The 23717-nt window shown below is 58.2% G+C and carries 26 protein-coding genes; 19 read left to right on the top strand and 7 right to left on the bottom strand.

Annotated features, from left to right (window positions below; genetic code table 11):
- Positions 1-6: 6 nt before the first annotated feature.
- Both argJ and SYNCC9902_RS10970 read left to right on the top strand, forming a co-directional pair.
- Entirely contained in the window at positions 7-1245 is a 1239-nt protein-coding gene (gene argJ / locus SYNCC9902_RS10975) for a bifunctional glutamate N-acetyltransferase/amino-acid acetyltransferase ArgJ (RefSeq protein WP_011360905.1), read from the top strand.
- A gap of 304 nt (positions 1246-1549) precedes the next feature.
- The gene (locus SYNCC9902_RS10970) at positions 1550-2008 is read left to right on the top strand and encodes a hypothetical protein (RefSeq protein WP_041425213.1); all 459 of its coding nucleotides are present in this window, start codon (positions 1550-1552) and stop codon (positions 2006-2008) included.
- Between the two features lie 204 nt (positions 2009-2212).
- Here SYNCC9902_RS10970 and SYNCC9902_RS10965 read toward each other — a convergent pair whose 3' ends face one another.
- Both SYNCC9902_RS10965 and SYNCC9902_RS10960 read right to left on the bottom strand, forming a co-directional pair.
- Complete coding sequence (locus SYNCC9902_RS10965; protein ID WP_041425212.1) at positions 2213-2587, bottom strand: hypothetical protein; 375 nt, start codon at positions 2585-2587, stop codon at positions 2213-2215.
- A gap of 91 nt (positions 2588-2678) precedes the next feature.
- Positions 2679-3323: a hypothetical protein gene (locus tag SYNCC9902_RS10960; protein ID WP_011360904.1), complete on the bottom strand. Its 645-nt coding sequence runs from the start codon at positions 3321-3323 to the stop codon at positions 2679-2681.
- Positions 3324-3704: 381 nt separating this feature from the next.
- Between SYNCC9902_RS10960 and SYNCC9902_RS10955 the strand changes: the two genes are divergently transcribed.
- From SYNCC9902_RS10955 to SYNCC9902_RS10945, 3 genes are read left to right on the top strand one after another with little or no spacing between them, the layout of a single operon-like run.
- Positions 3705-4232: a hypothetical protein gene (locus SYNCC9902_RS10955; RefSeq protein ID WP_232179225.1), complete on the top strand. Its 528-nt coding sequence runs from the start codon at positions 3705-3707 to the stop codon at positions 4230-4232.
- A 53-nt stretch (positions 4233-4285) separates the two neighbouring features.
- Entirely contained in the window at positions 4286-4600 is a 315-nt protein-coding gene (locus SYNCC9902_RS10950) for a hypothetical protein (protein ID WP_011360902.1), read from the top strand.
- Positions 4600-6279 carry an ABC1 kinase family protein gene (locus SYNCC9902_RS10945; protein WP_011360901.1) on the top strand — a complete coding sequence of 560 codons (1680 nt, stop codon included), beginning with the start codon at positions 4600-4602 and terminating at the stop codon, positions 6277-6279. The genes SYNCC9902_RS10950 and SYNCC9902_RS10945 overlap by 1 nt, the downstream gene beginning before the upstream one ends.
- Before the next feature lie 17 nt (positions 6280-6296).
- Here the strand turns inward: SYNCC9902_RS10945 and eno are convergent, their stop codons facing one another.
- Positions 6297-7589, bottom strand: coding sequence for a phosphopyruvate hydratase (gene eno / locus SYNCC9902_RS10940; RefSeq protein WP_011360900.1), 1293 nt, complete (start codon positions 7587-7589; stop codon positions 6297-6299).
- Between the two features lie 113 nt (positions 7590-7702).
- Between eno and gloA the strand changes: the two genes are divergently transcribed.
- The 8 genes from gloA (at position 7703) to rplL (ending at position 14462) form a co-directional block, all read left to right on the top strand.
- The gene (gloA, locus tag SYNCC9902_RS10935) at positions 7703-8101 is read left to right on the top strand and encodes a lactoylglutathione lyase (protein WP_011360899.1); all 399 of its coding nucleotides are present in this window, start codon (positions 7703-7705) and stop codon (positions 8099-8101) included.
- A gap of 6 nt (positions 8102-8107) precedes the next feature.
- Positions 8108-10933, top strand: a complete 2826-nt coding sequence (locus tag SYNCC9902_RS10930; RefSeq protein ID WP_011360898.1) for an ATP-dependent Clp protease ATP-binding subunit — start codon at positions 8108-8110, stop codon at positions 10931-10933.
- Positions 10934-11006: 73 nt separating this feature from the next.
- Positions 11007-11246 carry a preprotein translocase subunit SecE gene (secE, locus tag SYNCC9902_RS10925; protein WP_041425574.1) on the top strand — a complete coding sequence of 80 codons (240 nt, stop codon included), beginning with the start codon at positions 11007-11009 and terminating at the stop codon, positions 11244-11246.
- 19 nt (positions 11247-11265) lie between these two features.
- Positions 11266-11934, top strand: a complete 669-nt coding sequence (gene nusG, locus SYNCC9902_RS10920; RefSeq protein WP_011360896.1) for a transcription termination/antitermination protein NusG — start codon at positions 11266-11268, stop codon at positions 11932-11934.
- 109 nt (positions 11935-12043) lie between these two features.
- The gene (gene rplK / locus SYNCC9902_RS10915) at positions 12044-12469 is read left to right on the top strand and encodes a 50S ribosomal protein L11 (RefSeq protein ID WP_009788713.1); all 426 of its coding nucleotides are present in this window, start codon (positions 12044-12046) and stop codon (positions 12467-12469) included.
- Positions 12470-12553: 84 nt separating this feature from the next.
- Positions 12554-13261, top strand: coding sequence for a 50S ribosomal protein L1 (rplA, locus tag SYNCC9902_RS10910; protein ID WP_011360895.1), 708 nt, complete (start codon positions 12554-12556; stop codon positions 13259-13261).
- A gap of 236 nt (positions 13262-13497) precedes the next feature.
- Complete coding sequence (rplJ, locus tag SYNCC9902_RS10905) at positions 13498-14025, top strand: 50S ribosomal protein L10 (RefSeq protein ID WP_011360894.1); 528 nt, start codon at positions 13498-13500, stop codon at positions 14023-14025.
- Positions 14026-14075: 50 nt separating this feature from the next.
- Positions 14076-14462: a 50S ribosomal protein L7/L12 gene (gene rplL / locus SYNCC9902_RS10900; RefSeq protein WP_011360893.1), complete on the top strand. Its 387-nt coding sequence runs from the start codon at positions 14076-14078 to the stop codon at positions 14460-14462.
- Between the two features lie 255 nt (positions 14463-14717).
- Here the strand turns inward: rplL and SYNCC9902_RS10890 are convergent, their stop codons facing one another.
- A complete protein-coding gene (locus tag SYNCC9902_RS10890) occupies positions 14718-15476 on the bottom strand; it encodes a DUF3747 domain-containing protein (RefSeq protein ID WP_198001740.1) in 759 nt (252 codons plus the stop codon).
- A gap of 81 nt (positions 15477-15557) precedes the next feature.
- Here SYNCC9902_RS10890 and SYNCC9902_RS10885 point away from each other — a divergent pair, with 81 nt between their 5' ends.
- The 4 genes from SYNCC9902_RS10885 to SYNCC9902_RS10870 all read left to right on the top strand — a co-directional run bounded on the left by SYNCC9902_RS10885 (position 15558) and on the right by SYNCC9902_RS10870 (position 19151).
- Positions 15558-16301 carry a ribonuclease H family protein gene (locus tag SYNCC9902_RS10885; protein WP_011360891.1) on the top strand — a complete coding sequence of 248 codons (744 nt, stop codon included), beginning with the start codon at positions 15558-15560 and terminating at the stop codon, positions 16299-16301.
- A gap of 8 nt (positions 16302-16309) precedes the next feature.
- On the top strand, positions 16310-17491 hold the full coding sequence (locus tag SYNCC9902_RS10880) for a quinone-dependent dihydroorotate dehydrogenase (protein WP_011360890.1): 1182 nt from the start codon (positions 16310-16312) through the stop codon (positions 17489-17491).
- 62 nt (positions 17492-17553) lie between these two features.
- Positions 17554-17769 (top strand): hypothetical protein, encoded by a 216-nt coding sequence (locus SYNCC9902_RS10875; RefSeq protein WP_041425210.1) that lies wholly within the window; start codon positions 17554-17556, stop codon positions 17767-17769.
- A 308-nt stretch (positions 17770-18077) separates the two neighbouring features.
- The gene (locus SYNCC9902_RS10870) at positions 18078-19151 is read left to right on the top strand and encodes an aminotransferase class I/II-fold pyridoxal phosphate-dependent enzyme (RefSeq protein ID WP_011360888.1); all 1074 of its coding nucleotides are present in this window, start codon (positions 18078-18080) and stop codon (positions 19149-19151) included.
- Between the two features lie 2 nt (positions 19152-19153).
- Here the strand turns inward: SYNCC9902_RS10870 and SYNCC9902_RS10865 are convergent, their stop codons facing one another.
- Positions 19154-20230 carry a UDP-N-acetylglucosamine--N-acetylmuramyl-(pentapeptide) pyrophosphoryl-undecaprenol N-acetylglucosamine transferase gene (locus SYNCC9902_RS10865; RefSeq protein ID WP_011360887.1) on the bottom strand — a complete coding sequence of 359 codons (1077 nt, stop codon included), beginning with the start codon at positions 20228-20230 and terminating at the stop codon, positions 19154-19156.
- Between the two features lie 75 nt (positions 20231-20305).
- Here SYNCC9902_RS10865 and SYNCC9902_RS10860 point away from each other — a divergent pair, with 75 nt between their 5' ends.
- Positions 20306-21043 (top strand): hypothetical protein, encoded by a 738-nt coding sequence (locus SYNCC9902_RS10860; protein WP_011360886.1) that lies wholly within the window; start codon positions 20306-20308, stop codon positions 21041-21043.
- A gap of 32 nt (positions 21044-21075) precedes the next feature.
- Here SYNCC9902_RS10860 and SYNCC9902_RS10855 read toward each other — a convergent pair whose 3' ends face one another.
- Entirely contained in the window at positions 21076-21957 is an 882-nt protein-coding gene (locus SYNCC9902_RS10855; RefSeq protein ID WP_011360885.1) for an NAD(P)-dependent oxidoreductase, read from the bottom strand.
- 71 nt (positions 21958-22028) lie between these two features.
- On the opposite strand from SYNCC9902_RS10855, the gene SYNCC9902_RS10850 reads away from it, so the two are divergent.
- The gene (locus tag SYNCC9902_RS10850) at positions 22029-22370 is read left to right on the top strand and encodes a hypothetical protein (RefSeq protein WP_011360884.1); all 342 of its coding nucleotides are present in this window, start codon (positions 22029-22031) and stop codon (positions 22368-22370) included.
- A gap of 97 nt (positions 22371-22467) precedes the next feature.
- Here SYNCC9902_RS10850 and pgk read toward each other — a convergent pair whose 3' ends face one another.
- Positions 22468-23673 carry a phosphoglycerate kinase gene (gene pgk / locus SYNCC9902_RS10845; RefSeq protein WP_011360883.1) on the bottom strand — a complete coding sequence of 402 codons (1206 nt, stop codon included), beginning with the start codon at positions 23671-23673 and terminating at the stop codon, positions 22468-22470.
- Positions 23674-23717 lie beyond the last annotated feature (44 nt).

Genomic DNA, 23717 nt, shown 5'->3' with positions numbered 1-23717 from the left:
TGGAAGATGAGTGAAGTCTCTCTTGCCGACGCGGCCGAAGCGATGGCTTCTATTTGGTCTCCCATCGATGGTGGGGTCACGGCGCCGAACGGTTTTGAGGCGGCAGGGGTTGTGGCGGGCCTTAAGCCCTCGGGTCGCCCAGATCTGGCCTTGATCCTCGCCCCAGACGAAGCGGTGTGTGCGGGCACGTTCACCACGTCCGTGGTGCGGGCCGCCTGTGTTGACCTCTGTGCCGATCGGCTCTCCAGCCAAGACGGTCGGACTCGAGCCGTGTTGATCAACTCGGGCCAGGCCAACGCCTGCACTGGAGACCGTGGGTTGTTGGATAGTCAGCGAGCGACGCAAGCCGTTGCCGACCAGCTGGGCCTTGATCACGACACCGTGTTGATCTGCTCCACCGGTGTGATTGGTGTGCCGATACCCATGCCAACGCTGTTGTCCGGCCTGGGGTCTCTGATTGCAGCGTTGTCGGATAGCGGTGGGCCCGCTGCAGCGCAGGCGATTCTCACCACAGATCTTGTGGAGAAACAGGCGGCTGTTCAGGCTGAGTTGGGGGGGCGGACGGTGCGGATTGGCGGGATGGCTAAGGGCTCCGGAATGATTCATCCGAACATGGCCACGATGCTCGGCTTCTTCAGCTGCGATGCCGGCATGGATGCAGCAATTTGGCGTGGGATGGTGCGTCGAGCGGTTGAGCGCTCGTTCAATGCCATCACCGTGGATGGCGACACCAGCACGAACGACACGGTGTTGGCCTTCAGCGCTGGAGCGCCCTTGGCTGAGGAGCACCATGCCGATTTGGAGGCGGGCCTCACGCAGGTGATGCAGCAATTGGCGCAAGCAATTGCCCGCGATGGCGAAGGAGCCACCTGCTTGATGGAGGTTCAGGTGAATGGTGCTGAGGATGAGGCTGCGGCGTTGCGCGTGGCGCGCACGATCTGTGGGTCATCCCTTGTGAAAACAGCTGTGCATGGCCGTGATCCCAATTGGGGGCGGATCGTTGCGGCGGCCGGTCGGGCTGATGTCGCGTTCGACCCCGAAGCTGTGGAACTTTGGATTGGCCCCCATCAACTAATGGATCAGGGGCAACCGGTGGTGTTTGACCGTGCAGCGGCCAGCGATGTTCTTCGCCAGGACACCGTTCAGATCCGTCTCGGCATCGGTGAGGGGCCTGGTATGGGTTGTGCTTGGGGATGCGATTTGTCGGATCAATATGTACGCATCAACGCCGACTACACCACTTAGTCCCAAATTTATTGCAGTGCAGTGGATTTGGGAGATCAGCCAAGCCTGTTTACGTCTTGTTTACGTTTACCTCCCAACGTATGTCCAGGGAGTCCGACACAGGCTCGTGGACGCTGATGGTCGTCTCTTGGACTTGATTGCCTCTGACTAGGTTCACTCGCTGACATCTGTGGAGCGAGTTGATCAGAAGTTGTCTTGCGTTGCTTATTTGGACCAGGTGTTATGTATGTTTTTGGGTCTCTGCCATAATCACCTAGTCGAGGAAGTTAAGTTGATTAAATCATTCTCTGCGGACTAAGAGGTCTTGCCAAAAACTATGTTGCACCAGAGTATTGCTCTCCTCTCGTTGATCGGTGTTTTTCCTGCACCTGCTGGCGGCATCTCTGAATCGTTAAGTGGTGCACTGCCTCAAGCTCCCTTGATAGCTGATCTGCGCCAGCAATTGGAATTGGCTTCGAAATGCACTACGGACAATGTCAAATACGTCAGTCCAAAGTATGAAGAGTATGAAGGCTTCGGGGCTTATGGATACTGCATTATTGATGGACAGGTATTAGCTGTTAATGCTCGTGGTGTTATATTTACTCAGCGACTGGATGAAGTAAAAGCCGATCGAACTTCTAACTTTCCATTGACCTGGTTGACGCAGTATAGCGAAGACAATGGCAAGCTGAAAGTATATGAGTGCCTTGAAAGCAGCTCTACTTCTTATAAGTGTAGTGGTAATCCCCAAGTCATTGTTATGGGAGTTCTAAAGAGGTGAGTGGAGTGCTGTTAGCGCACCACAGACTTTATTTTGAAAAGCTAACTTAGTTGCTCTCGAAAGGTTGATTGCGCAACAAGTTCAGAGGTGTTCACGCTCTGAGACTGCCCTAGAAGGACCAGGAAGGACGCTCTGCATAGACCTAAAGAGTTCTAGTTGTGATTTTCTTTGCTGTGTCTTTTAGCTAGTTAACGCGATCCTGGTTCAGTATTTTGTTAATCCAGCGTCAAATGCTTGAGGTCTGGTAATACGTTGAGGGTTTGCATATGCGTTGTTGCATTGTTCCTGCGATTCGCCCTTCTGAATTGTAATTGCAATGCAATTGCAATTGAGCAATGCTGCATCCGAATCTACAAATGTCCCTCCTTCCCCGTTATTAACAATATTTCTTGACATATGTTTCATTACACAGTTTGCGTAATTAATCTTAAGCGCTTCGGTTAAATCTACACCTGTGTCTACGCCTGTGGCGCCCACAATAGATGGATCAAAATATGGATTATATGTTTTCAGCTCTTGAGCAGAGGCGGTTGCGCTTAAGAGCAATGCTGATGCGAGTCCAAATGCGAGGCTTTTCATTTAAAGACTGATCATTAAAAGTAACTATACTTGAATATTGAGCTGCAACAAACTTGGTACGCGTTGTGCTCTGGATTTATAGGATCGCTGCCTAGACCTTTGACGGGTTAGTTGGTGCAGTCCTTTTTAAAGTTTTTCTTTGGATCAGGTGTACGACGATTCTGGATACCTTTCCATTCAGGGTTGTTGGACGTGGCAGCACGCGTCCTGCCTTGTCCACTGCGTCTGTGGTGTCTTGTCTCCACTGCTGATAGGTGTCCAGGTACGTGCGTCGGAAGAGGTGGACCTGCTTGCTTGCTCCACATCCCCCCTTCCGAGAGCAGAAGTCGAGGAAATGCCTGGTCTGGTTTCTGATCAGACGAAAGCGTCCATCGGTGATCCCCTCGTGAGGTGTGCTGCTGATTCGGCGTTGCTCCTTCGTTAGGAACCGATTCACCATCTCCCCAATGGTCAGGACGTTGACCGCTTCTCCTCTGTCTGCCTTGGTTCGGAGTTCGATGTATCGCTCTTGCGCCAGTTCCAGTGCCTCATCCAGCCCTGCTGGTGTTGGGTCTGGGAATCCTCCGTTGGGGTGTCTGAGAACGAACCGATGCCTGCTCTGCGTCTCTGGGTTGAAGAAGTAGAGAGACCACCGACCACCCCGTTGACCGTTGCGAAACACGTTCGCGTTGTTTCGTTTGCCGCCTTGTAAATCGACCCGATCCAGGACCTGAGATTGAGTGCTCGTCTCAGGCATCTGTTGGCAGTTTGTTGACGCTCTCTACCGTCACGACTGGGATATGGTCTGTGTTGACAGATTGTTTACGGTGAACCTAACTGGTAAGAATCCAGTCAGTCACTCATTCCCAGAGATACGTGCGCATTAATGCCGATTACACCACTTAGATGATGCCTATGGGGCCAGGACAACCATTTGCATTGGCCACTTTGAATCAATCTGAATTTGTTTTTTAGATTTGTTTTGCAAATAAGAAGTTCTTGATTGTTTGATGATGACTGTGTGTCCTTTGTCATTTTTTTGTGCGTTTCAATGCGGTTTGGCGTTGAAATCTCTGGCAAAATATCCTTGATCAAATTTCTCTTGATGGATCAATCCCAGCCTGTTGAATCGACCGTCGTGGGACGGCCACGTTTCTGGGTTGGTCCATTGGTGGCCGGATGCTGTTTCGCCATGGGGTTTGGGATCACCGATCGTGTGGTGAGCCAGCAGAGCGACATCAAGCCTGCCCAGACACAGCGTTTTGCTCCCTCTTACTTCCCAGGCGATTCCCTGCAGACGCTGCGTTCAATCCACCAAGGTGACGCCAGTTTGCAGGTCGATTTAGCCGCCCGAAAGCTTGCCTCCCCGGAGCTAGACGCGGCCACCACGCCGCCCGTTGCCACTGCTTCAGAGGCAAGCCTGGCGCTTCAGCTCCCTCCATCGGCAGACAAGACCTGGACGGCACCAGCCTGGTCTGACCCCGATATTGATGTTGCGCCATCTGCGATGTCGACAGAATTAATTCCCGACCTGGACCTAGAGCCAGACTCCGCATCTGTTCTGCTGGTCCCACCCCCTGAGGTCCTCCCTCCGGCTTTTGTGTCGGAGAACGATGCCCAACGGTTGCTTCCACTGCAGCCATTAATGCCTCCATCGCAGCCCTAGATCGGCCAGTCGATCCTTAGATCTGCCACAGTTTCCCTATACGCCAATGGTTCATGGGCTCTCCGGACGCCTTGATACGAGCAGCAGTTCATCGCATCGGTGCTCGGGTTGGCCATGGTTTGGCCGACACGGCCGCTGAGTTAGCGATTTTTGCGAAGGACGCTCCCGAGCGGCTCCGCCAGGAATGGGAGCTATTCCAAGAAGAAGTGCGCGAAGAAGCCGAGCGCTTAGAACGTGGTGATGCCTCCCCTGTTACGTCTGATGCTGATTCGATGCAGGGACCGACGACTGAATCTCCACAGCAGGTGATTGATCGTTTGCGCGCCAACGTTGCTGACCTCAGTCAGCGGATCGAGGCGCGTTCTTGATGCGTCGTTTGAATATCGCGTTTGGTTTGCAGCGGGCCATCCGTGCATTGGTGATTTGGCGTGCCGTTCTCACCCTTTTGGTGTTGCTGTGGTGGGACGGCCAATCTTGGACCTACCGCGGTGGTGCCACACGGGAGCGCCGCGCTGAACGTCAGCAACAACGCGCTCAATGGCTGACCCGTCAGCTGTTGGAATTGGGGTCAGCGTTTATCAAGCTGGGGCAGCTGTTGTCCTCCAGGCCCGACATCCTTCCAGCCGGGTGGGTGAGTGAGCTGGCGTCCCTGCAAGACAATGTGCCGGCTTTCAGTTTTGATCGCGTTCAGACGGTGTTGGAGGAGGAGCTCGGCCCGCGCTGCGCCGAGGTGATTGATCTCGATCCACAACCTCTGGGTGCAGCGTCTCTTGCCCAAGTGCATCGCGCGAGCTTGCGCAGTGGTCGGCAGGTGGTGCTCAAAGTGCAACGGCAAGGGCTGGATCGCCGCTTCCGCCTCGACCTCGACGTGATGCAGCAGGTGGCGGCGGTGTTGCAGCGTCATCCCAGTTGGGGAAGGGGTCGTGATTGGCCTGCCATGGCCCGTGAGTGTCGGCGTGTGTTGTTGCGTGAGCTCGACTTCCGGGTTGAAGCGCAATATGCGGCTCGGTTTCGTCAACAGTTTCTTGACGACGACCAGATTCGTATTCCAGGGGTGATTTGGGAGTTGAGCACCCGTCGGGTGCTCTGTTTGGACTATTTGCCTGGGATCAAAATCAATGACCGCGAGGCGATCGTTGAGGCGGGCATTGATCCCTCGGAGGTGGCCGAAATCGGTGCAGCCAGTTATCTCAAACAGCTGGTGCGGTTTGGCTTTTTTCATGCCGACCCCCACCCTGGAAATCTTGCTGTCGCCAGCGACGGCGCACTCATCTATTACGACTTCGGGATGATGGGTGTGTTGTCGGATGGATTACGTCGCCGACTGGGATCGATGGTGCGCGCTGCCGCAGCCAGGGATTCCGCTGCCTTGGTGGCTGAATTGCAGGCAGCGGGATTGATCGGAACTGAGATTGATGTGGGTCCTGTTCGACGGTTGGTGCGCGTGATGCTGCAGGACGCTTTGACGCCTCCATTCAGTTCCAACGTGATCGACAAGCTGTCGGGCGACCTCTACGACCTTGTTTATGGCCAGCCCTTTCGGTTGCCAGTTGAGTTGATCTTCGTGATGCGGGCGCTTTCCACCTTTGAAGGCGTTGGCCGAAGCCTCGATCCAGCTTTTAGCCTTGTCTCGATTGCCAAGCCCTACTTACTTCCTCTGATGACGTCCAGTGGACCCGGTACGAATGATCTGTTCAATGAGCTGGGGCGCCAGGTTGGAGCCTTAAGCAGTAAGGCTGTTGGCATCCCAAGGCGCTTGGACGAAAGCTTGGAGCGTCTTGAACAGGGCGATCTCCAACTCCAGGTCCGACTCGGTGAGTCCGATCGTCAGTTCCGGCGCATGATCGTTGCGCAACAGTCGATTGGCCAAGCCGTTCTCTTGGGCTGTTTGGCTCTGGCAACGGCCATTGTTGGTGCCAGCTCTCGTCCTCTTTGGTCGATCTTGCCGGCTGCGGCAACGCTTCCTGTGGGGTTGGGCTGGTTTCGAATGCAGATGAGAATGCGGCGCGACCAGCGATTGGAACAGTTGCCTGGCTCCAACCGCTGAGGCTTATCGGTGGTTGATCAGGCTTTGCCGCGCGGGCCTTGGCCTACGGCTCCCGCATACACCGCTTGACTTCCGAGTTCGTCTTCGATCCGCAGGAGCTGGTTGTACTTGGCAACCCGTTCGCTGCGGCTGAGCGAGCCTGTTTTAATTTGCCCAGCCCGTGTGGCAACCGACAGATCAGCAATGGTGGTGTCTTCGGTTTCGCCACTGCGGTGGCTGATCACGCTGGTGTAGCCAGAGCGACCCGCCAGATCAATGGCCTGCAGGGTTTCGGTAAGGGAACCGATCTGGTTCACCTTGATCAGGATCGAATTTGCAGTGTTGTTGTCGATTCCTTGTTGAAGTCGCTTGGTGTTGGTGACGAATAGGTCGTCACCCACGAGTTGCACCTTGCTGCCGAGGCGTTCGGTGAGCAGTTTCCAGCCCTCCCAGTCGTCTTCGGCGAGGCCGTCCTCGATCGACACGATCGGGAATTGATTCACCAGTTGTTCGAGCTGCCCCACCATTTCTGCACTGGTGTAGCTGCCACCGTCGAAGGCATAGCGACCGTTCTCGAAGAATTCGGTGCTGGCGACGTCGAGTGCCAAGGAGATCTGTTCCCCAGGTTTGTAGCCCGCTTTTTGAATTGCTTCCACCAGGATTTCGCCGGCTTCCACGTTGCCGAGGTTGGGGGCGAAACCACCTTCATCTCCAACGGAGGTGCTCATGCCCTTGGCATTCAGCAGGTCTTTCAGGGTGTGGAATACCTCGGTGCCCATTCGCAGCGCTTCCCGGAAGCTTGGGGCGCCGTGGGGAACCAGCATGAACTCTTGAAAATCCAGGCTGTTCGCGGCATGGGCACCGCCATTGATCACATTCATCAATGGCACCGGCAAGAGATTGGCTAGCGGCCCCCCCAAATAGCGGTAAAGGGGCAAACCCAGCCCATTGGCAGCGGCCCGTGCCGTGGCCATGCTCACCGCCAGGATTGAGTTGGCACCGAGGTTGGACTTGTTGTCGCTGCCATCCAGCTCAAGCATTGCTGCATCGACAGCTGCTTGATCGAGTGCCGATAAGCCGCAGAGAGCTGGGGCGATGCGTTCTTCAATGTGGGTGACAGCCTGGCTGACACCTTTCCCCATATATCGCTTTCCGCCATCGCGAAGTTCATGGGCTTCATGGGCCCCGGTGCTGGCACCGCTTGGCACGATGGCGCGTCCCATGGCTCCGCCTTCGAGCAGCACTTCGGCCTCGACGGTTGGATTGCCTCGGGAATCGAGCACCTCTCGGGCCACGATGGTGTCGATGACGAGGTCGAGGGAATCGATCACGTTGTGACGAAGTGGTTAACCCATGAATCCTATGGGTCGCCCCTGTCAGCCCTGTCGTGGGTGAATCTCGGCGGTCAGAATATGGGCACGATCACCCAACCGGTTTCTTCGCCATGCGGATGCTGCACACGATGCTCCGGGTTACTGATTTAGAGCGTTCGTTGGCGTTCTATACGGGTGTTTTGGGGATGAATCTGTTGCGCCGCAAGGACTATCCCAGCGGCAGGTTCACCTTGGCGTTTGTGGGGTATGGCCCCGAAACCGAGCAGACGGTGTTGGAACTCACCCATAACTGGGATGCCGACGCTTACAGCCTTGGTGATGCTTATGGGCACATCGCTCTTGGAGTCGACGACATCCGAACCACCTGTGCGGGCATTGCTGGAAAAGGGGGTCGTGTGGTGCGTGAACCAGGGCCGATGAAGCACGGAACCACGGTGATTGCGTTTGTCGAAGATCCCGACGGTTACAAAGTGGAGTTGATCGAGCTCTCCTCCAAAGCAGCTGTTTAACCCTGGATGACTGGTTCCCCCTCCTTCAACGGCAGCCTCACCCACGATCCCGACCGTTTCAGTGACGCCGCCTGGGATCTCCTCCTGAGTGCTCAAGATGTTGCCGGCCGTTGGCGGCATGAACAACTCGATGTGGAGCATCTGATTCAGGTGCTGTTCACGGATCCAGTTGGTCGCACTTGGGTGGAAGGCTTGCCCCTGGTGGTGGATGAGTTGCTGGACCGCTTGGAGGATGTGCTGGCCGATCAGCCTTCCGGGCGAGGGACGGATCTGTTCATCGGCGAAGACTTGGAGCAGTTGCTGGAGTCGGCGGATGCGGTGCGTCGACGCTGGGGAGTGGAACGGATCGATGTTCCACAGCTGCTCATGGCCATTGGGGCTGATCCACGCCTCGGTGCTGAGTTATTTGCAGGGTTGGGCTTATCCGCCGACCGGTTGGAGGAGCTGTTGCAAGGTCCGTCTGTCGCGGCTCAGCCATTCCAGCCTTCGTCATCCCAGCCTTCGCCTTCCCCGGCTCGGCCGACCCCCCAGTCGTCTCGGCTGCCACGTCCATCCCAGCCGGCTCGTGATCCACAGGCCTCTCGCGAACAGCCACAACCTTTGAATCCGCCCCAGTCTTCTCGGAGAAATGGGGCTGACGTGGCTCCAATGGAACCAGCGTTGCCGTCTGCGGAATCTCAGCGCTTGGAGATGGAGGAGCACGAGGCGCCGCCTAGCGCCCTTCAATCCTTCGGGCGTGATCTCACGGCGGAGGCGGAGGCCGGTCGGCTGGATCCGGTGATCGGCCGAGACAGTGAGATCCGCAACTTGATCAAGGTCTTATCGCGTCGCAGCAAAAACAATCCGGTGCTGATTGGGGCACCCGGAGTGGGAAAGACGGCCGTCGCCGAATTGTTGGCGCAGCGGATTGTGTCTGGTGAAGTGCCGGAATCGCTCCAGGGGATGCGATTGATATCCCTCGACCTCGGAGCCCTAATTGCCGGCGCCAAATTTCGGGGTCAATTCGAGGAACGGCTTCGCTCGGTTCTGGAGGAGGTGAGTCGCCCTGATTCGGGGGTGGTGTTGTTTGTCGACGAATTGCACACGGTGGTGGGGAGTGAGCGCAGCAGCACCGATGCCGGCAGCTTGCTGAAGCCTGCCCTCGCCAGGGGTGATCTCCGTTGCATCGGTGCCACGACGCCCGAGGATTACCGCCGCACCGTGGAGAAAGACCCAGCCCTGAATCGTCGTTTTCAGCAGGTGCTGATTCGAGAGCCGGATTTGCCCCTGAGCTTGGAGATTCTGCGTGGCTTGAAAGAGCGTTATGAGCTGCATCACGGCGTGTCGATCACGGATGAGGCGCTGCAAGCGGCGAACCGACTGGCGGATCGATACATCAGTGATCGCTGTTTGCCCGATAAGGCCATTGATTTGATCGATGAAGCGGCTGCCCAACTCAAGATGGAAGTCACTTCCAAGCCACAAGTGGTGGAGGAGGCAGAAGCCGATCTTCGCCGGGTTGAATTGGCGGTGCTGGCGGCAGAACAGGCCCCAGAGGCTGAGCGAATTCAGTTGCAACGCAACCGTCTCGATGGTGCGGCCCGCCTCGACGACTTGCGTCGTCGTTGGCAAGAGGAGCGGAATCAATTGGATGAACTCGGCCAGTTGTTGCGTCAGGACGAAGAGCTTCGCCATGCCATCGCTGAGGCGGAGCGCGACGGTGATCTGGAAGAAGCAGCGCGCTTGCAGTACGACCAATTGCACACGCTGCAGCAACGCCGAGAGGAGCTTGAGGCTTGTCAGGCTGAGGCGCAGGCCGCCGGCACCGCGTTATTGAGGGAACAGGTGGAGGCCGGAGATATCGCCGATCTCGTAGCGCGATGGACAGGCATTCCTGTGCAGCGGCTGCTCGCCGGAGAGCGGCGCAAGCTTTTGGCCTTGGAAGCTCACCTCGGTGAACGGGTGATTGGTCAGGCGGAGGCGGTCACGGCGGTGGCAGCTGCGATCCGCCGCGCCCGTGCAGGAATGAAGGATTCGCGACGCCCGGTGGGTTCGTTCTTGTTCCTTGGCCCGACCGGAGTGGGAAAAACGGAGTTAGCCAAGGCCTTGGCGGCATCCTTGTTTGATGAAGAAGAGGCGTTGGTGCGCCTCGATATGAGTGAATTCATGGAGCGCAATGCCGTGGCGCGATTAATCGGCGCGCCACCGGGTTACGTCGGTTACGAGGAGGGGGGTCAGCTCACCGAGGCGGTGCGGCGGCGTCCCTATGCCGTGCTCCTTCTCGATGAGGTGGAGAAAGCCCATCCCGATGTGTTCAATCTGTTGTTGCAGGTTCTCGACGATGGCCGCCTCACGGATTCCCAGGGTCGAACCGTCGACTTCCGGCACACGGTTGTGGTGATGACGAGCAACCTGGCCAGCCCAGCAATCCTGGACCATGCCCGACAACAGGAAGCCGATGATTCCGCGCTCCAACGCAAGGTGGATGAAGCCTTGGCTAGCCATTTCCGACCGGAGTTTTTGAATCGCATTGATGAGGTGATTCGATTCCGTCCGCTGCAGGTGTCTGATCTCGTGAAGATCGTGACGTTGCAGCTCCAGGAGTTGACGAGCCTGCTCGCGGAACAGGGCTTGTCGTTAGCGGTCGAGGATGGCGTCGCTGATTCCTTGGCGCGCCAGGGTTATGAACCCGAATATGGGGCAAGGCCCCTGCGGCGGGTCTTGCGGCGCCAGGTGGAGAATCCATTGGCAACTCAGCTTCTCGAAGAACGCTTTGCAGGAGCAACGGGTGTGTGCGTCGCTGTTGGTGGCGCCGATGGAGAGCCCTTGCGGTTTGAGCCACAAATGGACTAGGGGGCATCAGTTAGTGTGGATCTTTGGCGAAGTGCTTTCCGGCACCGTTGTCAACTTCCGGTCCCACCCCCCAGTGACCAGCCCAACCCAAGAGGACACCACTACCAACGCCCCTGAGCCTTCTGCTGAGTCCACCCGACCGGGTGGCTTTTTAGCGGATACGGTTCAAGAGTTGAAATTGGTGGTTTGGCCCAGCCGACAACAGCTTTTCAGCGAATCCATCGCTGTGATCTTGATGGTCAGCCTGTCGGCAGCCACCATCGCTGCCGTGAGTCGCTTCTTTGGTTGGGCTTCATCTCAGGTGTTCCGCTGACTCGCTTCTCTCTTTCGCCGTGCCCGACGACTTGACCACACCGGACGCCCTTGAGGTGATCGATCTGCCGGCCCCGAATGATGGGGAAGACGGAACGCTTGCGATGGAGCCTGTCGCGAATACCGCTATTGCTCGGTGGTATGCGGTTCAGGTGGCCTCGAGTTGTGAGAAAAAAGTGAAAGCCACCCTTGAACAACGGGCGGTCACCCTTGGGGTGAGCAATCGCATTCTTGAGATCGAGATTCCTCAAACGCCGGCGATCAAGCTGAAAAAGGACGGCAGCCGTCAGTCCACTGAGGAGAAGGTGTTTCCCGGCTATGTGCTCGTCCGGATGGTGCTGGATGAAGACACGATGATGGCGGTGCGCAGCACGCCCAACGTGATTAATTTCGTTGGTGCTGAGGATCGACGCGCAACCGGAAAAGCCCGGGGCCACATCAAACCTCGCCCGCTTAGCCGTTCAGAGGTGGATCGCATCTTTAAGCGCGCTGCCGAGAAGAAAACCGTCGTCAAGGTCGACTTGGCCGAAGGCGATCAGATCCTTGTTACCGCTGGTCCGTTCAAAGACTTCCAAGGGGAAGTGATTGAGGTGTCAGGCGAGCGCAACAAGCTCAAGGCATTGCTGTCCATTTTTGGACGGGAAACGCCAGTTGAACTGGAGTTTTCACAGATCAGCAAGCAGAACTGACATGCTGGCGGCCGTCTCCCTGCGGAGGGCGGCCTTTGGGGTGGTTTTCCATCCCGCCGCATCCGGCCCACGGGCCTGGTGATCCGTAGTTGTCCAAACCCTCCAGACGATGGCCAAGAAAGTCGTAGCTGTAATCAAGCTGGCCCTTCAGGCCGGTAAAGCCAACCCGGCGCCGCCCGTGGGCCCTGCCCTCGGTCAGCACGGCGTGAACATCATGATGTTCTGCAAGGAGTACAACGCTCGGACGCAGGACAAAGCCGGACTCGTGATTCCGGTTGAGATTTCGGTCTTTGAGGACCGTAGTTTCACCTTCATTACGAAGACCCCTCCAGCTTCCGTGTTGATCACGAAAGCTGCCGGTATCGAGAAAGGATCAGGCGATTCTGCAAAGGGCAGTGTCGGCTCTATCAGCCGCGCTCAGCTCGAGGAGATCGCAAAGACCAAGCTCCCCGATCTCAATTGCTCCAGCGTTGATTCCGCCATGCGGATCATCGAAGGCACTGCCCGCAACATGGGCGTTGCCGTCAGCGATTGATCGCATCGTTCACGCTCAACGTTTCACTCTCAACCTCATTACCGGGGGAGACATCACTGATGTCGTCTGTACCCCAACTCTGATATGCCCAAACTTTCAAAGCGCTTGGCTGGCTTGGCCAGCAAGATCGAGGATCGTACCTACGGGCCCCTCGAGGCGATTGCTCTCGTAAAAGACAACGCCAACGCCAAATTTGACGAAACGATGGAAGCCCACGTGCGGCTTGGCATCGATCCCAAATACACCGACCAGCAATTGCGCACCACGGTTGCCCTGCCCAACGGCACGGGTCAGACCGTTCGCATCGCTGTCGTCACCAGTGGTGAAAAGGTGGCTGCCGCTAAAGCCGCTGGCGCCGAACTCGCTGGCGATGAAGATCTAGTGGAAGCGATCAGCAAGGGAGAAATGAATTTCGACCTCCTGATTGCCACTCCAGACATGATGCCCAAGGTGGCCAAACTCGGCCGTGTGCTGGGTCCGCGTGGTCTGATGCCGAACCCAAAAGCTGGAACGGTGACCACCGATCTCGCGGCTGCGATTAAAGACTTCAAGGCGGGCAAGCTCGAGTTCCGAGCCGATCGCACCGGCATCGTCCACGTTCGTTTTGGTAAGGCCAGCTTCACCGCGGATGCCCTGCTCGAGAACCTCAAGACGCTGCAAGAAACGATCGATCGCAACAAACCCAGTGGCGCGAAGGGGCGTTATTGGAAAAGCTTGTACGTGACATCCACAATGGGCCCCTCCGTCGAGGTTGATTTCTCGGCCCTTCAGGAGATTGGTCAAGAGGGCTAACGCCCCTTGATCTATATTTAGCCATTGGCGAAAGCCAATTCGGGCATGTGCCCGGCCAGAGACAGCAGGTTTGATCGACGGACGTTCAATCGTCTTTCGACCAGTTAATTCCCGCCGAGGCAAACGCGCAACATTTTTTCTCCCCCGTGAGATTGGATTGGAACGCGGCCTCGTCTCATTTTTGAGACTCGATCGGCCGCATGTCCTGCTTGTTCCTTCAATCCGATCCAATCATCATGGGCCGCACTCTGGAGAACAAGCAACAGATCGTCGGAGAGCTCAAAGGGCTCCTCGCCGAGACCGAGCTGGCATTGGTCCTTGATTTCAAGGGCCTGTCCATCAAGGAAATGTCTGACCTGCGGGATCGTCTCCGGGTCACCAACAGCGTCTGCAAGGTGACTAAAAACACCTTGATGCGCCGTGCCATTGATGGTGACAGCTCCTGGGCCAACCTCGATTCGCTTCTGACGGGTACCAACGCTTTCGTTCTTGTAAAAGGCGATGTTGGTGCTGGTGTAAAGGCCGTTCGGTCTTTCCAGAACGAATTCAAAAAGTCTGAGACCAAGGGCGCTCTTTTCGAAGGCAAGCTTCTTTCTCAAGACGAGATCAAGGCCATCGCTGATCTTCCTTCCAGGGAAGAACTCATGGCTCAGATCGCTGGTGCAATCAACGCTGTGGCCACCAAGGTCGCCGTTGGCATCAACGAGGTTCCCACCGGTATGGCCAGGGCACTCAAGCAGCACGCCGAAGGCGGCGACAGCTGAGTTCGCTCTACCACCACGTCTATTTCCTGATCTGTTGCTGATTTTCAACCATGTCTGCAAAAACCGACGAAATCCTCGAATCGCTGAAATCCCTTTCTCTGCTTGAAGCTTCCGAGCTTGTTAAGCAGATCGAAGAGGCTTTTGGTGTCTCCGCCGCCGCATCAGCTGGCGTCGTGATGGCTGCCCCTGGCGCTGCTGGTGGCGGTGAGGCTGCTGAAGAAAAGACCGAGTTCGATGTGATCTTGGAAAGCTTCGAAGCTTCCGCCAAGATCAAAGTTCTCAAGGCCGTTCGCGAAGCGACCGGTTTGGGCTTGGGCGATGCCAAGGCTCTGGTCGAGGCCGCTCCAAAGCTGGTCAAAGAAGGTGCGTCCAAGGACGATGCCGAAGCCCTCAAGAAGGCCATCGAAGAAGTGGGTGGCAAGGTCACAATCAAGTGATCCTGTGGGATCGGCTTTTCGCCGATCCGCATCTCATTTTTTTCAACAAAAGCGACTCTCCTCGGGGGGTCGCTTTTTTGTTGTGTATTGGGCTCGGCAATAAAAAAACCCCGCCGAAGGCAGGGTTTTTTGTGGAACACGTTCAGGAGTCTGTCCTTGTTTCGACCCTGAAGAGGTGTTTTGCACTCCTCACACCCTAGAAACCTAAAAGTCCTCAAATGTGATTGGTTATCTCGCTGGCCTCTCTGAAAACTGTCACTGTGCCAGTGTTTGGCGAGGGCTGCTGTACGGGATCACTTGTAGCGGGATCGGGCCTGCGCTCGCGACCCGTTGGACGCTGCTAAGCCGCGATGCCAAGGAGCTGCCGCGTGATGTTGTCGGGGTTGGTGGGATTGGTGGCGGCATGCTTGGGGCCCGCGACGGACCAAGCTTGGCCATGCTCGAGCCCCTGGCCTGGCGGATGGCTCGCGCCATCAACAGTTGAATCGGATCTGGATTCGAGAAATAAAGATGGCTCAGGGTTCGTCCTTGGTAGACGCGTCGTTCGAGCTGCCAGTCGTTATTCAGCTCTAGCCGAACAAAGCCATTTCGCTGTCGGCTTGGGACGGGTGCACTCCCAACCACGATCGGTGCTGTTTGATCTGGATTGAATGCTTGTAATTGCAGGGTTGATCCGCTTTGCATTAAGCGCAACCGGAACCGCCTTCCAAGGTCTGAGCCGCTGCTGCGGAGGGAATAGCCATTGCTATCGAGATAGCGACTGCAAATCCCTGCGAAATTAAAGCTATTCAGCGAGGGCTCGACGAGGCCATCAGCGCGTGGCCTCCAGCACAGGGGTTTGCGCTTGATTTGTTCGAGCACCAGTAGTTTCCAGCCGGTTTGACCGACGGGCTGCGCCAGCACGGCAAAACGGTCTTGCGGGAGGGGCCTGCTCTCAAAGATTCCCCGGGCAGCGAGCGTATTGGGCAACAGCAGGGCCAGAACACCAGTCGCAGCAACACCAGTGGCAGCCATGCCTGCGGCTCGGGGGTAGGTTCGCCTCATACACGGCTGCGTGAGAACCCGTGTTCTACCGAATTTTGCGAGGGGGGACCAATGGCTGATGGACGGGGTCGTGTTGTGGCTGCCGCGACGGATGGTGCCTGCCGTGGCAATCCGGGTCCCGGCGGATGGGGCGCATTGCTGCGGTTTGAGGATGGCAGCGTTGAAGAGTTGGGTGGCTATGACCCTGCCACCACCAACAATCGGATGGAGCTCCAGGCGGCTTTGGCATTGTTGGAGCGTTTAAAAGATTTGCCACGGCATCCCGATCTCACCCTGAGGACCGACAGCAAATACCTCATCGATGGGTTGGGATCTTGGATGAAGGGGTGGAAACGCAAAGGCTGGCGAACGGCTGCGGGTAAGCCTGTGCTGAATCAGGATTTGTGGAAGTCTTTGGATGAGGCTCGTCTCGACGACGTTCCGCTCACCCATGTGAAGGGCCATAGCGGCGATCCAGACAATGAGCGTGTCGACCGTATTGCTGTGGCGTTTTCCCAGGGTGCAGCTCCCGATTTAGCCGTTGGTGTGAAGACTTCGCTTGCTCCGGCGCCTCCTAACAGCGATCTGGCACCGGCGCCGCTCCAGCAGCTGCTGACACGGCTGGAGCTCGCAGACCGGCTGGCGGAGGGGGCATTTGCCCTGACGGTGATTGAGCTGGCGCAGTTGGTGGAGCAACCCATGAAGCAGTTGGAAGCCAAGGATGGCCCTTGGATTTGGCGTGATTGGTTGGTCAGTCCGGAGGACACCGGTCGCTGGCGCCTGCAGCGTCGCGAGGGAGGATCAGGGGAGTCGTGAGACTCCGGATGTCACCGTCTTCTTCGGTTGGTCCGCTTGGCAGCGGTGCTTTTTATCAACGTTGGCTGGGTCCCCTCCTCGCTCGCGATGAAGGCCTCGATGCGGAGCAGCTCTCGCAAGTGGCGTTGACGGCCCTTGGTCAGGCAAGCCTGCGCCGCCGTTGGCCTGGGGTGTCATCCGTTCTCGATGGTGTGGCGGCAGATCTACAGCGTCGCGACCTGCGCTTGGAACAGGTGTTGTTTGGTTGTCGTTTTCCGAATCCCGTTGGTTTGGCGGCTGGATTCGACAAAAACGGTGTCGCTGCAGGGATTTGGGATCGCTTTGGTTTTGGCTTTGCGGAGGTTGGCACCGTCACTTGGCATGGTCAGCCGGGGAATCCCAAACCACGTTTGTTCCGCCTTGCAGAGGAGCAGGCGGCATTGAATCGCATGGGATTCAACAACGATGGTGCACAGGAGTTGTTGAAAACCCTCGACCGTCAGCGGTTGGAGCCGCCGGGTCAACGCCCGGCAGTCTTGGGAATCAATGTGGGCAAATCGAAGGTCACATCCCTCGAGCAGGCGCCCGATGATTACGCCGCATCCCTGGAGCACTTGGCTCCCATGGCGGATTACGCCGTGATCAACGTGAGCTCCCCCAACACGCCAGGACTGCGCGACTTACAGGATTCAGTCCAGTTGCGGCGCTTGGTGGAGCGGCTCCGTCGGTTGGCGGCCTGCCCGCCCTTGCTGGTGAAGATTGCTCCAGATCTCGATGATGAGGCCATCGATTCGATTGCGCGTCTTGCCTATCAGGAAGGTTTGGCCGGAGTGATCGCAGTGAATACCAGCCTCGATCGGCTCGGATTGGCCCAACGACGTTTGGCGCAAACCGGCCGCACCTTGGCGGAGGAAGCGGGGGGATTGAGTGGTGCGCCCTTGCGCGGACGCGCGCTTGAGGTGATTCGCCGCCTTCGGGCAGGGGCTGGGCCCGCCCTTCCGCTGGTGGGAGTGGGTGGGATCGATTCCCCTGAGACGGCTTGGGAGCGCATCGTGGCCGGTGCCTCGCTGGTGCAGCTCTACACCGGTTGGATTTTTCAGGGTCCAGATTTGGTGCCTCGAATTCTGGAGGGCTTGGAAGGGCAGATGGATCGGCATGGTCTGCGCTCCATTGGCGAGGCCGTGGGTTCCGGACTGCCTTGGCAACCCTGACGCCTGTGCTGTTCCAGGACGGTTGCACCGATAACCGATACTTTTGATGGAGTGGCGAATGCATGGTGCCTCTGCCGTCCCTGGCTGAGATCCCTCAACTCCAGGCCTTGCAGAGCCAAGTGCGCCGCTTGTGGTCTGCCCAGACGGTGGTCGTGTTGGCATCGGATCGCGACCTTTGGATCGCTTGGCCGTCCGAGCAAGTGTGGCAAGTCGCTTCAGGATCTTGGCCTGAAGGGTGTTGTCGCGATGGGATGCTGTTGCAGCTTGGCCCCTGCTAGATCGGCATCATGTAGTTGTGCATGAACGAGATCGACATCTGCTAATTGGCACTCTGGGCAACTTCGTGTTTGAAGTAGCTGCATAAGAGCGTCATCTCCCTTCGGTGCCGCCGCGCTAATGGTTCCGGTACAGAACAGCGCTACAACGAGCCCCAGCCTGAAGTGCAACGGCATAGTCGCGTTTCATTCCCTGCGATGAACCGTTGTAGCCACGGTTGCTTGTGCTGTCGAACGCCTTCGCTCAGGGATAGCGGCTGTATCGGTCAGGGGGCCCCCGCGTCAAACTTGCAGTACAAGCCTGGTTTGGCATGCGTTTTGCCCATGGCGGTGAGATTCAATCAGCTGCCTTGAGGCTTGGGGTTCCTTCGGCTCAGGTGTTGGACGCCAGCGCCTCCTTGGTGCCTTGGACACCTCGCTTTTCTGCTCGAGAACTAACTCGTGGTCTGCGCGACTATCCCGATCGTCAGCACCATCAATTGGTGGGTCTGATTGCCAGGATCCACGGTCTTGAAGCAAGTGCTGTGCTTCCAGGCAATGGCGCTGCAGAGCTGTTCACTTGGGTTGCGCGAGATGCGGCAGCTTTCGGAATCAGCTCGCTGCCAGCTCCTGGCTTTGCCGACTATTCCCGTGCCTTGGCTTGTTGGCAAGGGGGCTTGAACCAGCACTCGTTGGGCTTGGAATGGGATGCCGCTTTTCCGCAGCCGTTTCCCTCGCTCCCGGAGGCTGATGTCCTGTGGATTTGCAACCCCCACAACCCCACTGGCCAGTTGTGGAGCCGTGCTTCGTTAAAGCCTCTGCTTCAGCGATATCGCTTGGTGATCTGCGACGAGGCGTTTTTGTCGTTGGTGCCGGATGGCGAGCAGCAATCCTTGATCCCCTTGGTTTCCGAGCACCCCAACCTGGTGGTGATCCGCAGCCTTACCAAGCTCTATGGCATCGCTGGCTTGCGGCTTGGCTATGCCGTGGCGCAGCCTGAACGCCTCCAACGCTGGGCCCAGTGGCGAGACCCTTGGCCCGTGAATGGCATTGCTACGGCCGTGGCCGAACAGTTGTTGGCGTCGCCGGCGAAATATCAACGCTGGTGCCGCCGTGCTCAAAGCTGGGTCGCCAAGGAGGGCGCTTGGATGCAGCGGAAATTGGCCCAGTTGCCGGGCATCACGCCGATGCCGTCGGCGGCGAACTTTCTCTTAATCCAGGCGGATCAGTCGTTGGTGCCTCTGCGGGAAGCGGTTGAGCAGCGCCATCGAATTTTGTTGCGGGATTGCCGCTCGTTTGAGGGCCTTGGTGAGTGTTGGTTGCGGATTGGCTTGCAGAGCCGGCGCAACAATCGCCGCATCATTCGTGCGCTCAAGCAGGAGCTCGATCGCGCCCCGTTGGTGTGAGCTCAGCGCACCAAGTCGGCGAGCAATCGGGCCAGTTGTGCATCGGCATCCCGTTGGGCTAGCTCATCCATCCCGGCGCGCATTTGTTCGAGCAGTTCAGGTCGGGAATCTGTATCCCCCAGTCGTGCTCCGAGTAGCCGTTTGATGCTGTTGCCGAGGGCGGGGTGGCCTGGAGGATGTTGGTGCACGATCACGGCACCACCCAGCTCGGCGGCGCAGGCGGCATTGGCGTCTTGGTGTTGATCGGCTGCTTGGGGGAAGGGCACCAGGATGCTGGGCGTGCCGCACACCGCCAGTTCGCTGAGGCTGCCGGCACCGGCTCGGCTAATCGCCAGGTCGGCATGTTGCAGCAAGCCGGGGATGTCGTCGCTGAAGCGACATTCCACCAGCCGGGGGTGCTGGAGTTCACCCACGTCGGGATCGTTGCTCCCCGTGAGATGCACCACCCGACAGCCTTGCTCCAACAGCTCGGGAAGTACGGCCCGCACCATCCGATTGAGCCCGATCGCGCCCTGGCTACCGCCCATCACGACGAGCAACGGCCCAGCTCCGGAGGGCACCCAGTCCGGCAGGGGCTGCGCGTTGAGAAAGCCTGAACGCACCGGGGTGCCGGTGAGCACGGGGCGGCAGCCCGGAATTCGTCCAGCAGCTACTGGCAAGCCAACGGCAACGGCGGAGCAGAAACGCCCCAACAGGCGCGTCACCCGGCCGGGGATTGCATTCGATTCATGCAACACGGCAGGCACGCCGCACCAGCGCGCCCCAAGAATCGCCGGAGCTGCGATGTAGCCACCTGTGGTGAACACAGCGTCGATTTGATGGGTTCGGATCAGGCGCCGCACGGTGATGCTGGCCGCCAGCAGCCGAATCAGCTGCACCAGTTTGGTGATGCCACGGCCCTGCAGGCCTCCAGCGTTCACGGTGATCAGCTTGAACCGAGCGGGCACCAATTCGGTTTCGAGGCGATCAGGCACGCCCAACCAGCTCACCTGGCAGTGTCCGTCGAGGGCGTCTGCCACCGCCAGTGCTGGAAACAAGTGGCCGCCCGTTCCGCTGGCTGCGATCAGTAGCCGAGTCATGGCGGCGGACGTCCCCGTTCTCCGGTCCTAACTTAGATCGATTCCCGCGACAGGCCTGTGCATCGTTTTTGGCGAATGGCCCTTGTTACGGCATTGTGCGTCGGGGTGCTGCCGATTCAAGCCCCTGGGCGGGCAGCCACTGAGCCTCAAGCATCTGGATCCTTCGCGCAGCGTTTGCAAACTGCGTTGAACAAAGGATCGGAACAGGATCTTGGCGCCGTGGTGGCCCCCGAGTTGTTGCCGACGCTTGCCAGTCGTTACAAGGCGTTCCGCAACGATTTCCCTGGTTTGGCCTGGTCTGTCCGGCCGGCGCCCCCCCTGGTGGATGGCCGTTCGACATTCTTGGTGACGGTGAATGGCGCCACGACCGCGCAGGGGGTCAGCTACCAGCTCCAATCTGAGGAACGTCTGGCGATTCGCACCGAGGCAGGACGCCTTGTCGCTCAGGATGTGATCTCGCAGGAGTCGTTGTTGCGCAGTGGAAAACGACCATTGCAGGTCACCATGGGCATCCCCGATGTGGTGCTCACCGGCAGCCGTTACGACATCGATTTGATTGTCGAGGAGCCTTTGGGGCAGGCGATGTTGGCGGGGGGGGTGATTGAGCTAACCGATCAACAACTGGCCACGCTTTCGCGACCCAACTTGCAGTTGGCGCCTTTGGGCGGTGGAGGTTTGTTCAAAAGCGTCCAGGCGCCCCAGCGGCCTGGATCACAAACCTGGGCGTTGATGCTGGTGCATCCCGACGGCGTTGTGACGGCGACTAAGCGGGTGCAGATCGTGTCTAATTTCAACGATCAAGCCCAGATTTAGCACGAAATCGTCACTGAATAAAAACTTAATCGTCACGATATCGCATCAAAATGGCGATGCAGGGCCGACACGTCCTCGTCGCCATGCCCCCGCTCCATCAGGTTGTTTTCCAGGTTGGCCACGAGTTGCGTCACTGGGAGGTCCAGGTTCACGTCACCTGCGGCATCCAGAGCAATGCCCAGATCTTTGTGATGCAACGACATTCGAAAACCCAGGGGGTACTCGGCCATCAGCATCGAATGGGCGCGATGGCTGAGGGCCCATGACCCAGCGGCGCCACCTTGTAAGGCATTCACCACTGCCTCCATCGGGAGGTCCAGCCGTTGACCGAGGGCCATGGCTTCCGCGACGGCGGCATAGCTGCCGGCCACCAGCACCTGGTTCACCGCCTTCACCTGCTGACCACGGCCCACCGGCCCAAAGTGATGGATGCTGCTGCCGATGATCTCGAGCACGGGGCGTGCACGCTCCAATGCCGCCGGCTCGCCCCCCACCAGCACCGTTAAGGAGCCTGCTTTGGCCCCTTCGGTTCCGCCGGTGACGGGGGCATCCACGTAATCAATGCCTTGGTGGGCGAGCCGCTGGGCAGATGCGATCGCTGTGGCCGGCGCAATAGTGGAGCAATCCACCACGATGCTGCCGGCTGCCAGGTGATCACTGGCGCCATTTGCCCCGAACAGCACGGCCTCCACGGCTGCGTTGTCGCTGACGCAAACCAGCAAAACGTCAACGCCTTGGGCGACCTCGGCGGGCGTGGCGCAGGCGATGCTCCCTTGCAGGCTTGGATCGCGCTCGGCGCTGCGGCTTCGGGTGTGAACGCGGAGGGGGACGTCAGCACGCTTGAGGTTGGCGGCCATGGGAAGGCCCAGGGCGCCGAGGCCGATCACCCCCACCCTCAGGTCACATCTGGTCATGGTTGGTGGGTGTTGTCGTCAGAGTTTCGCGGGTTGACGCGTCAAAGTGCTTTCAGTTGGATTGTTTCGGCATGAAGTCTTCCATCCGTCGTTACGGCAGTGGCCTGCTGCTGTTGGGTTTGCTTGCTGTTCCTGTTCTTGGCGAGAGCGTCTTGGCAAAAGCCAAGCGTGCTCCGATCACGCCTGAGCAGAAGCAAGCGTTGATTCAGGGCCATAAATCCTGGGCGAAGACCAGCTACGGCAAACGTCGGAGTGCGATGGATCGCACGATGGCTTGCGTCGATGCGGCGCAGTCGAAAGACGACTTAAAAACTTGCCATAAGCAACGCAAAACAGCGCGTCGGGCTCTTCGGAAAGAGCATCACGCCTACATGAATCAGGTGCGTGAGCAGGCTGGATTGCCGATTCGTTAAGAGGCGCGCTTCGCATTCGTAGACAACACACAAAAAAGCCCCCATTCGGGGGCCAATCTCAAAGCCATTTCTGGCCTCGTCGTTTGTTGGTGATTGCTTAGGCGTTGTCTAGGGCTGCAACGCCAGGCAGCACTTTGCCTTCCAGGAGTTCCAGGCTGGCGCCACCACCGGTGGAGATGTGCGACATCTTCTCGGCGAGGCCAGCTTTCTCAACAGCGGCGACGGAGTCACCACCACCGATGATCGTGCAGCAACCTTTGCCTCCGATTTCAGCCAACGTTGTGGCGATGGCGTTGGTGCCGGCAGCAAATTTGTCGAATTCGAACACGCCCATGGGGCCGTTCCAGATCACTGTTTTGCAATCAGCCAGGGCGGCTTGGAACACCTTGATGGCATCGGGGCCGATGTCCAGTCCCATCCAGCCGTCGGGGATCGCCGTCACGTCGGCGATTTGGCTGTTGGCATCAGGGGCGAAGTTGTCGGCCAGCACCACGTCGGTGGGTAGCAACAGTTCCACGCCCTTGGCTTTTGCCTTGGCTTCCAGCTCCTTGGCCAGTTCCAGCTTGTCCTCTTCCACCAAGCTCTTGCCAACTGCAAGTCCACGGGCTTTGTAGAAGGTGAAGATCATGCCGCCGCCGATCAGCACCTTGTCGCACTTATCGATCAGGGCTTCCAGAACACCGATTTTCGAGCTCACCTTCGAACCACCAACGATGGCGGCGAGGGGACGCTTGGGTTCGTCCACGGCACCCTGTAGGTACTGAAGCTCCTTCTCCATCAGGAAGCCGGCCACGCTTGGCTTCAGGAATTTGGTGACGCCCTCGGTGGAGGCATGGGCACGGTGGGCGGCGCCGAAGGCGTCGTTCACGTATACGTCTGCTAGGGCAGCCAGCTTCTCGGCGAAGCCTGAATCGTTTTTCTCTTCTTCAGCGACGAAGCGAACGTTTTCCAGCAGCACCACGTCGCCGTTGGCCATGGCTCCCACCTTGGCTTCGGCGTCGGGGCCAATGCAGCTGTCGGTTTTGGTGACGGTTTTGCCGAGCAACTCGCTCAGGCGTGCGGCCACCGGTGTAAGGCGCATCGCCTCGTTCACTTGACCTTTGGGTCGGCCAAAGTGAGCGGCGAGAACAACTTTGGCGCCCTTGCCAACGAGATCGTTGATGGTGGGCAGCGCTGCGCGAATGCGGGTGTCATCGGTGATGGCACCGGCATCGTTAAGGGGAACGTTGAAGTCAACCCGCACGAGGACGCGTTTGCCGCTCAGGTCGCCGGCATTGAGGCTGGCCAGGGAACGCTTCGCCATAGGGTTGTCTCGTGCGGTAAGAAATCGACGAGAGATTAACCTGT

It is taken from the genome of Synechococcus sp. CC9902, assembly GCF_000012505.1.
Classification (GTDB): domain Bacteria; phylum Cyanobacteriota; class Cyanobacteriia; order PCC-6307; family Cyanobiaceae; genus Parasynechococcus.
The sequence above is the reverse complement of the archived record's forward strand: the minus strand, read 5'-3'. Positions and strand labels throughout refer to the sequence as shown.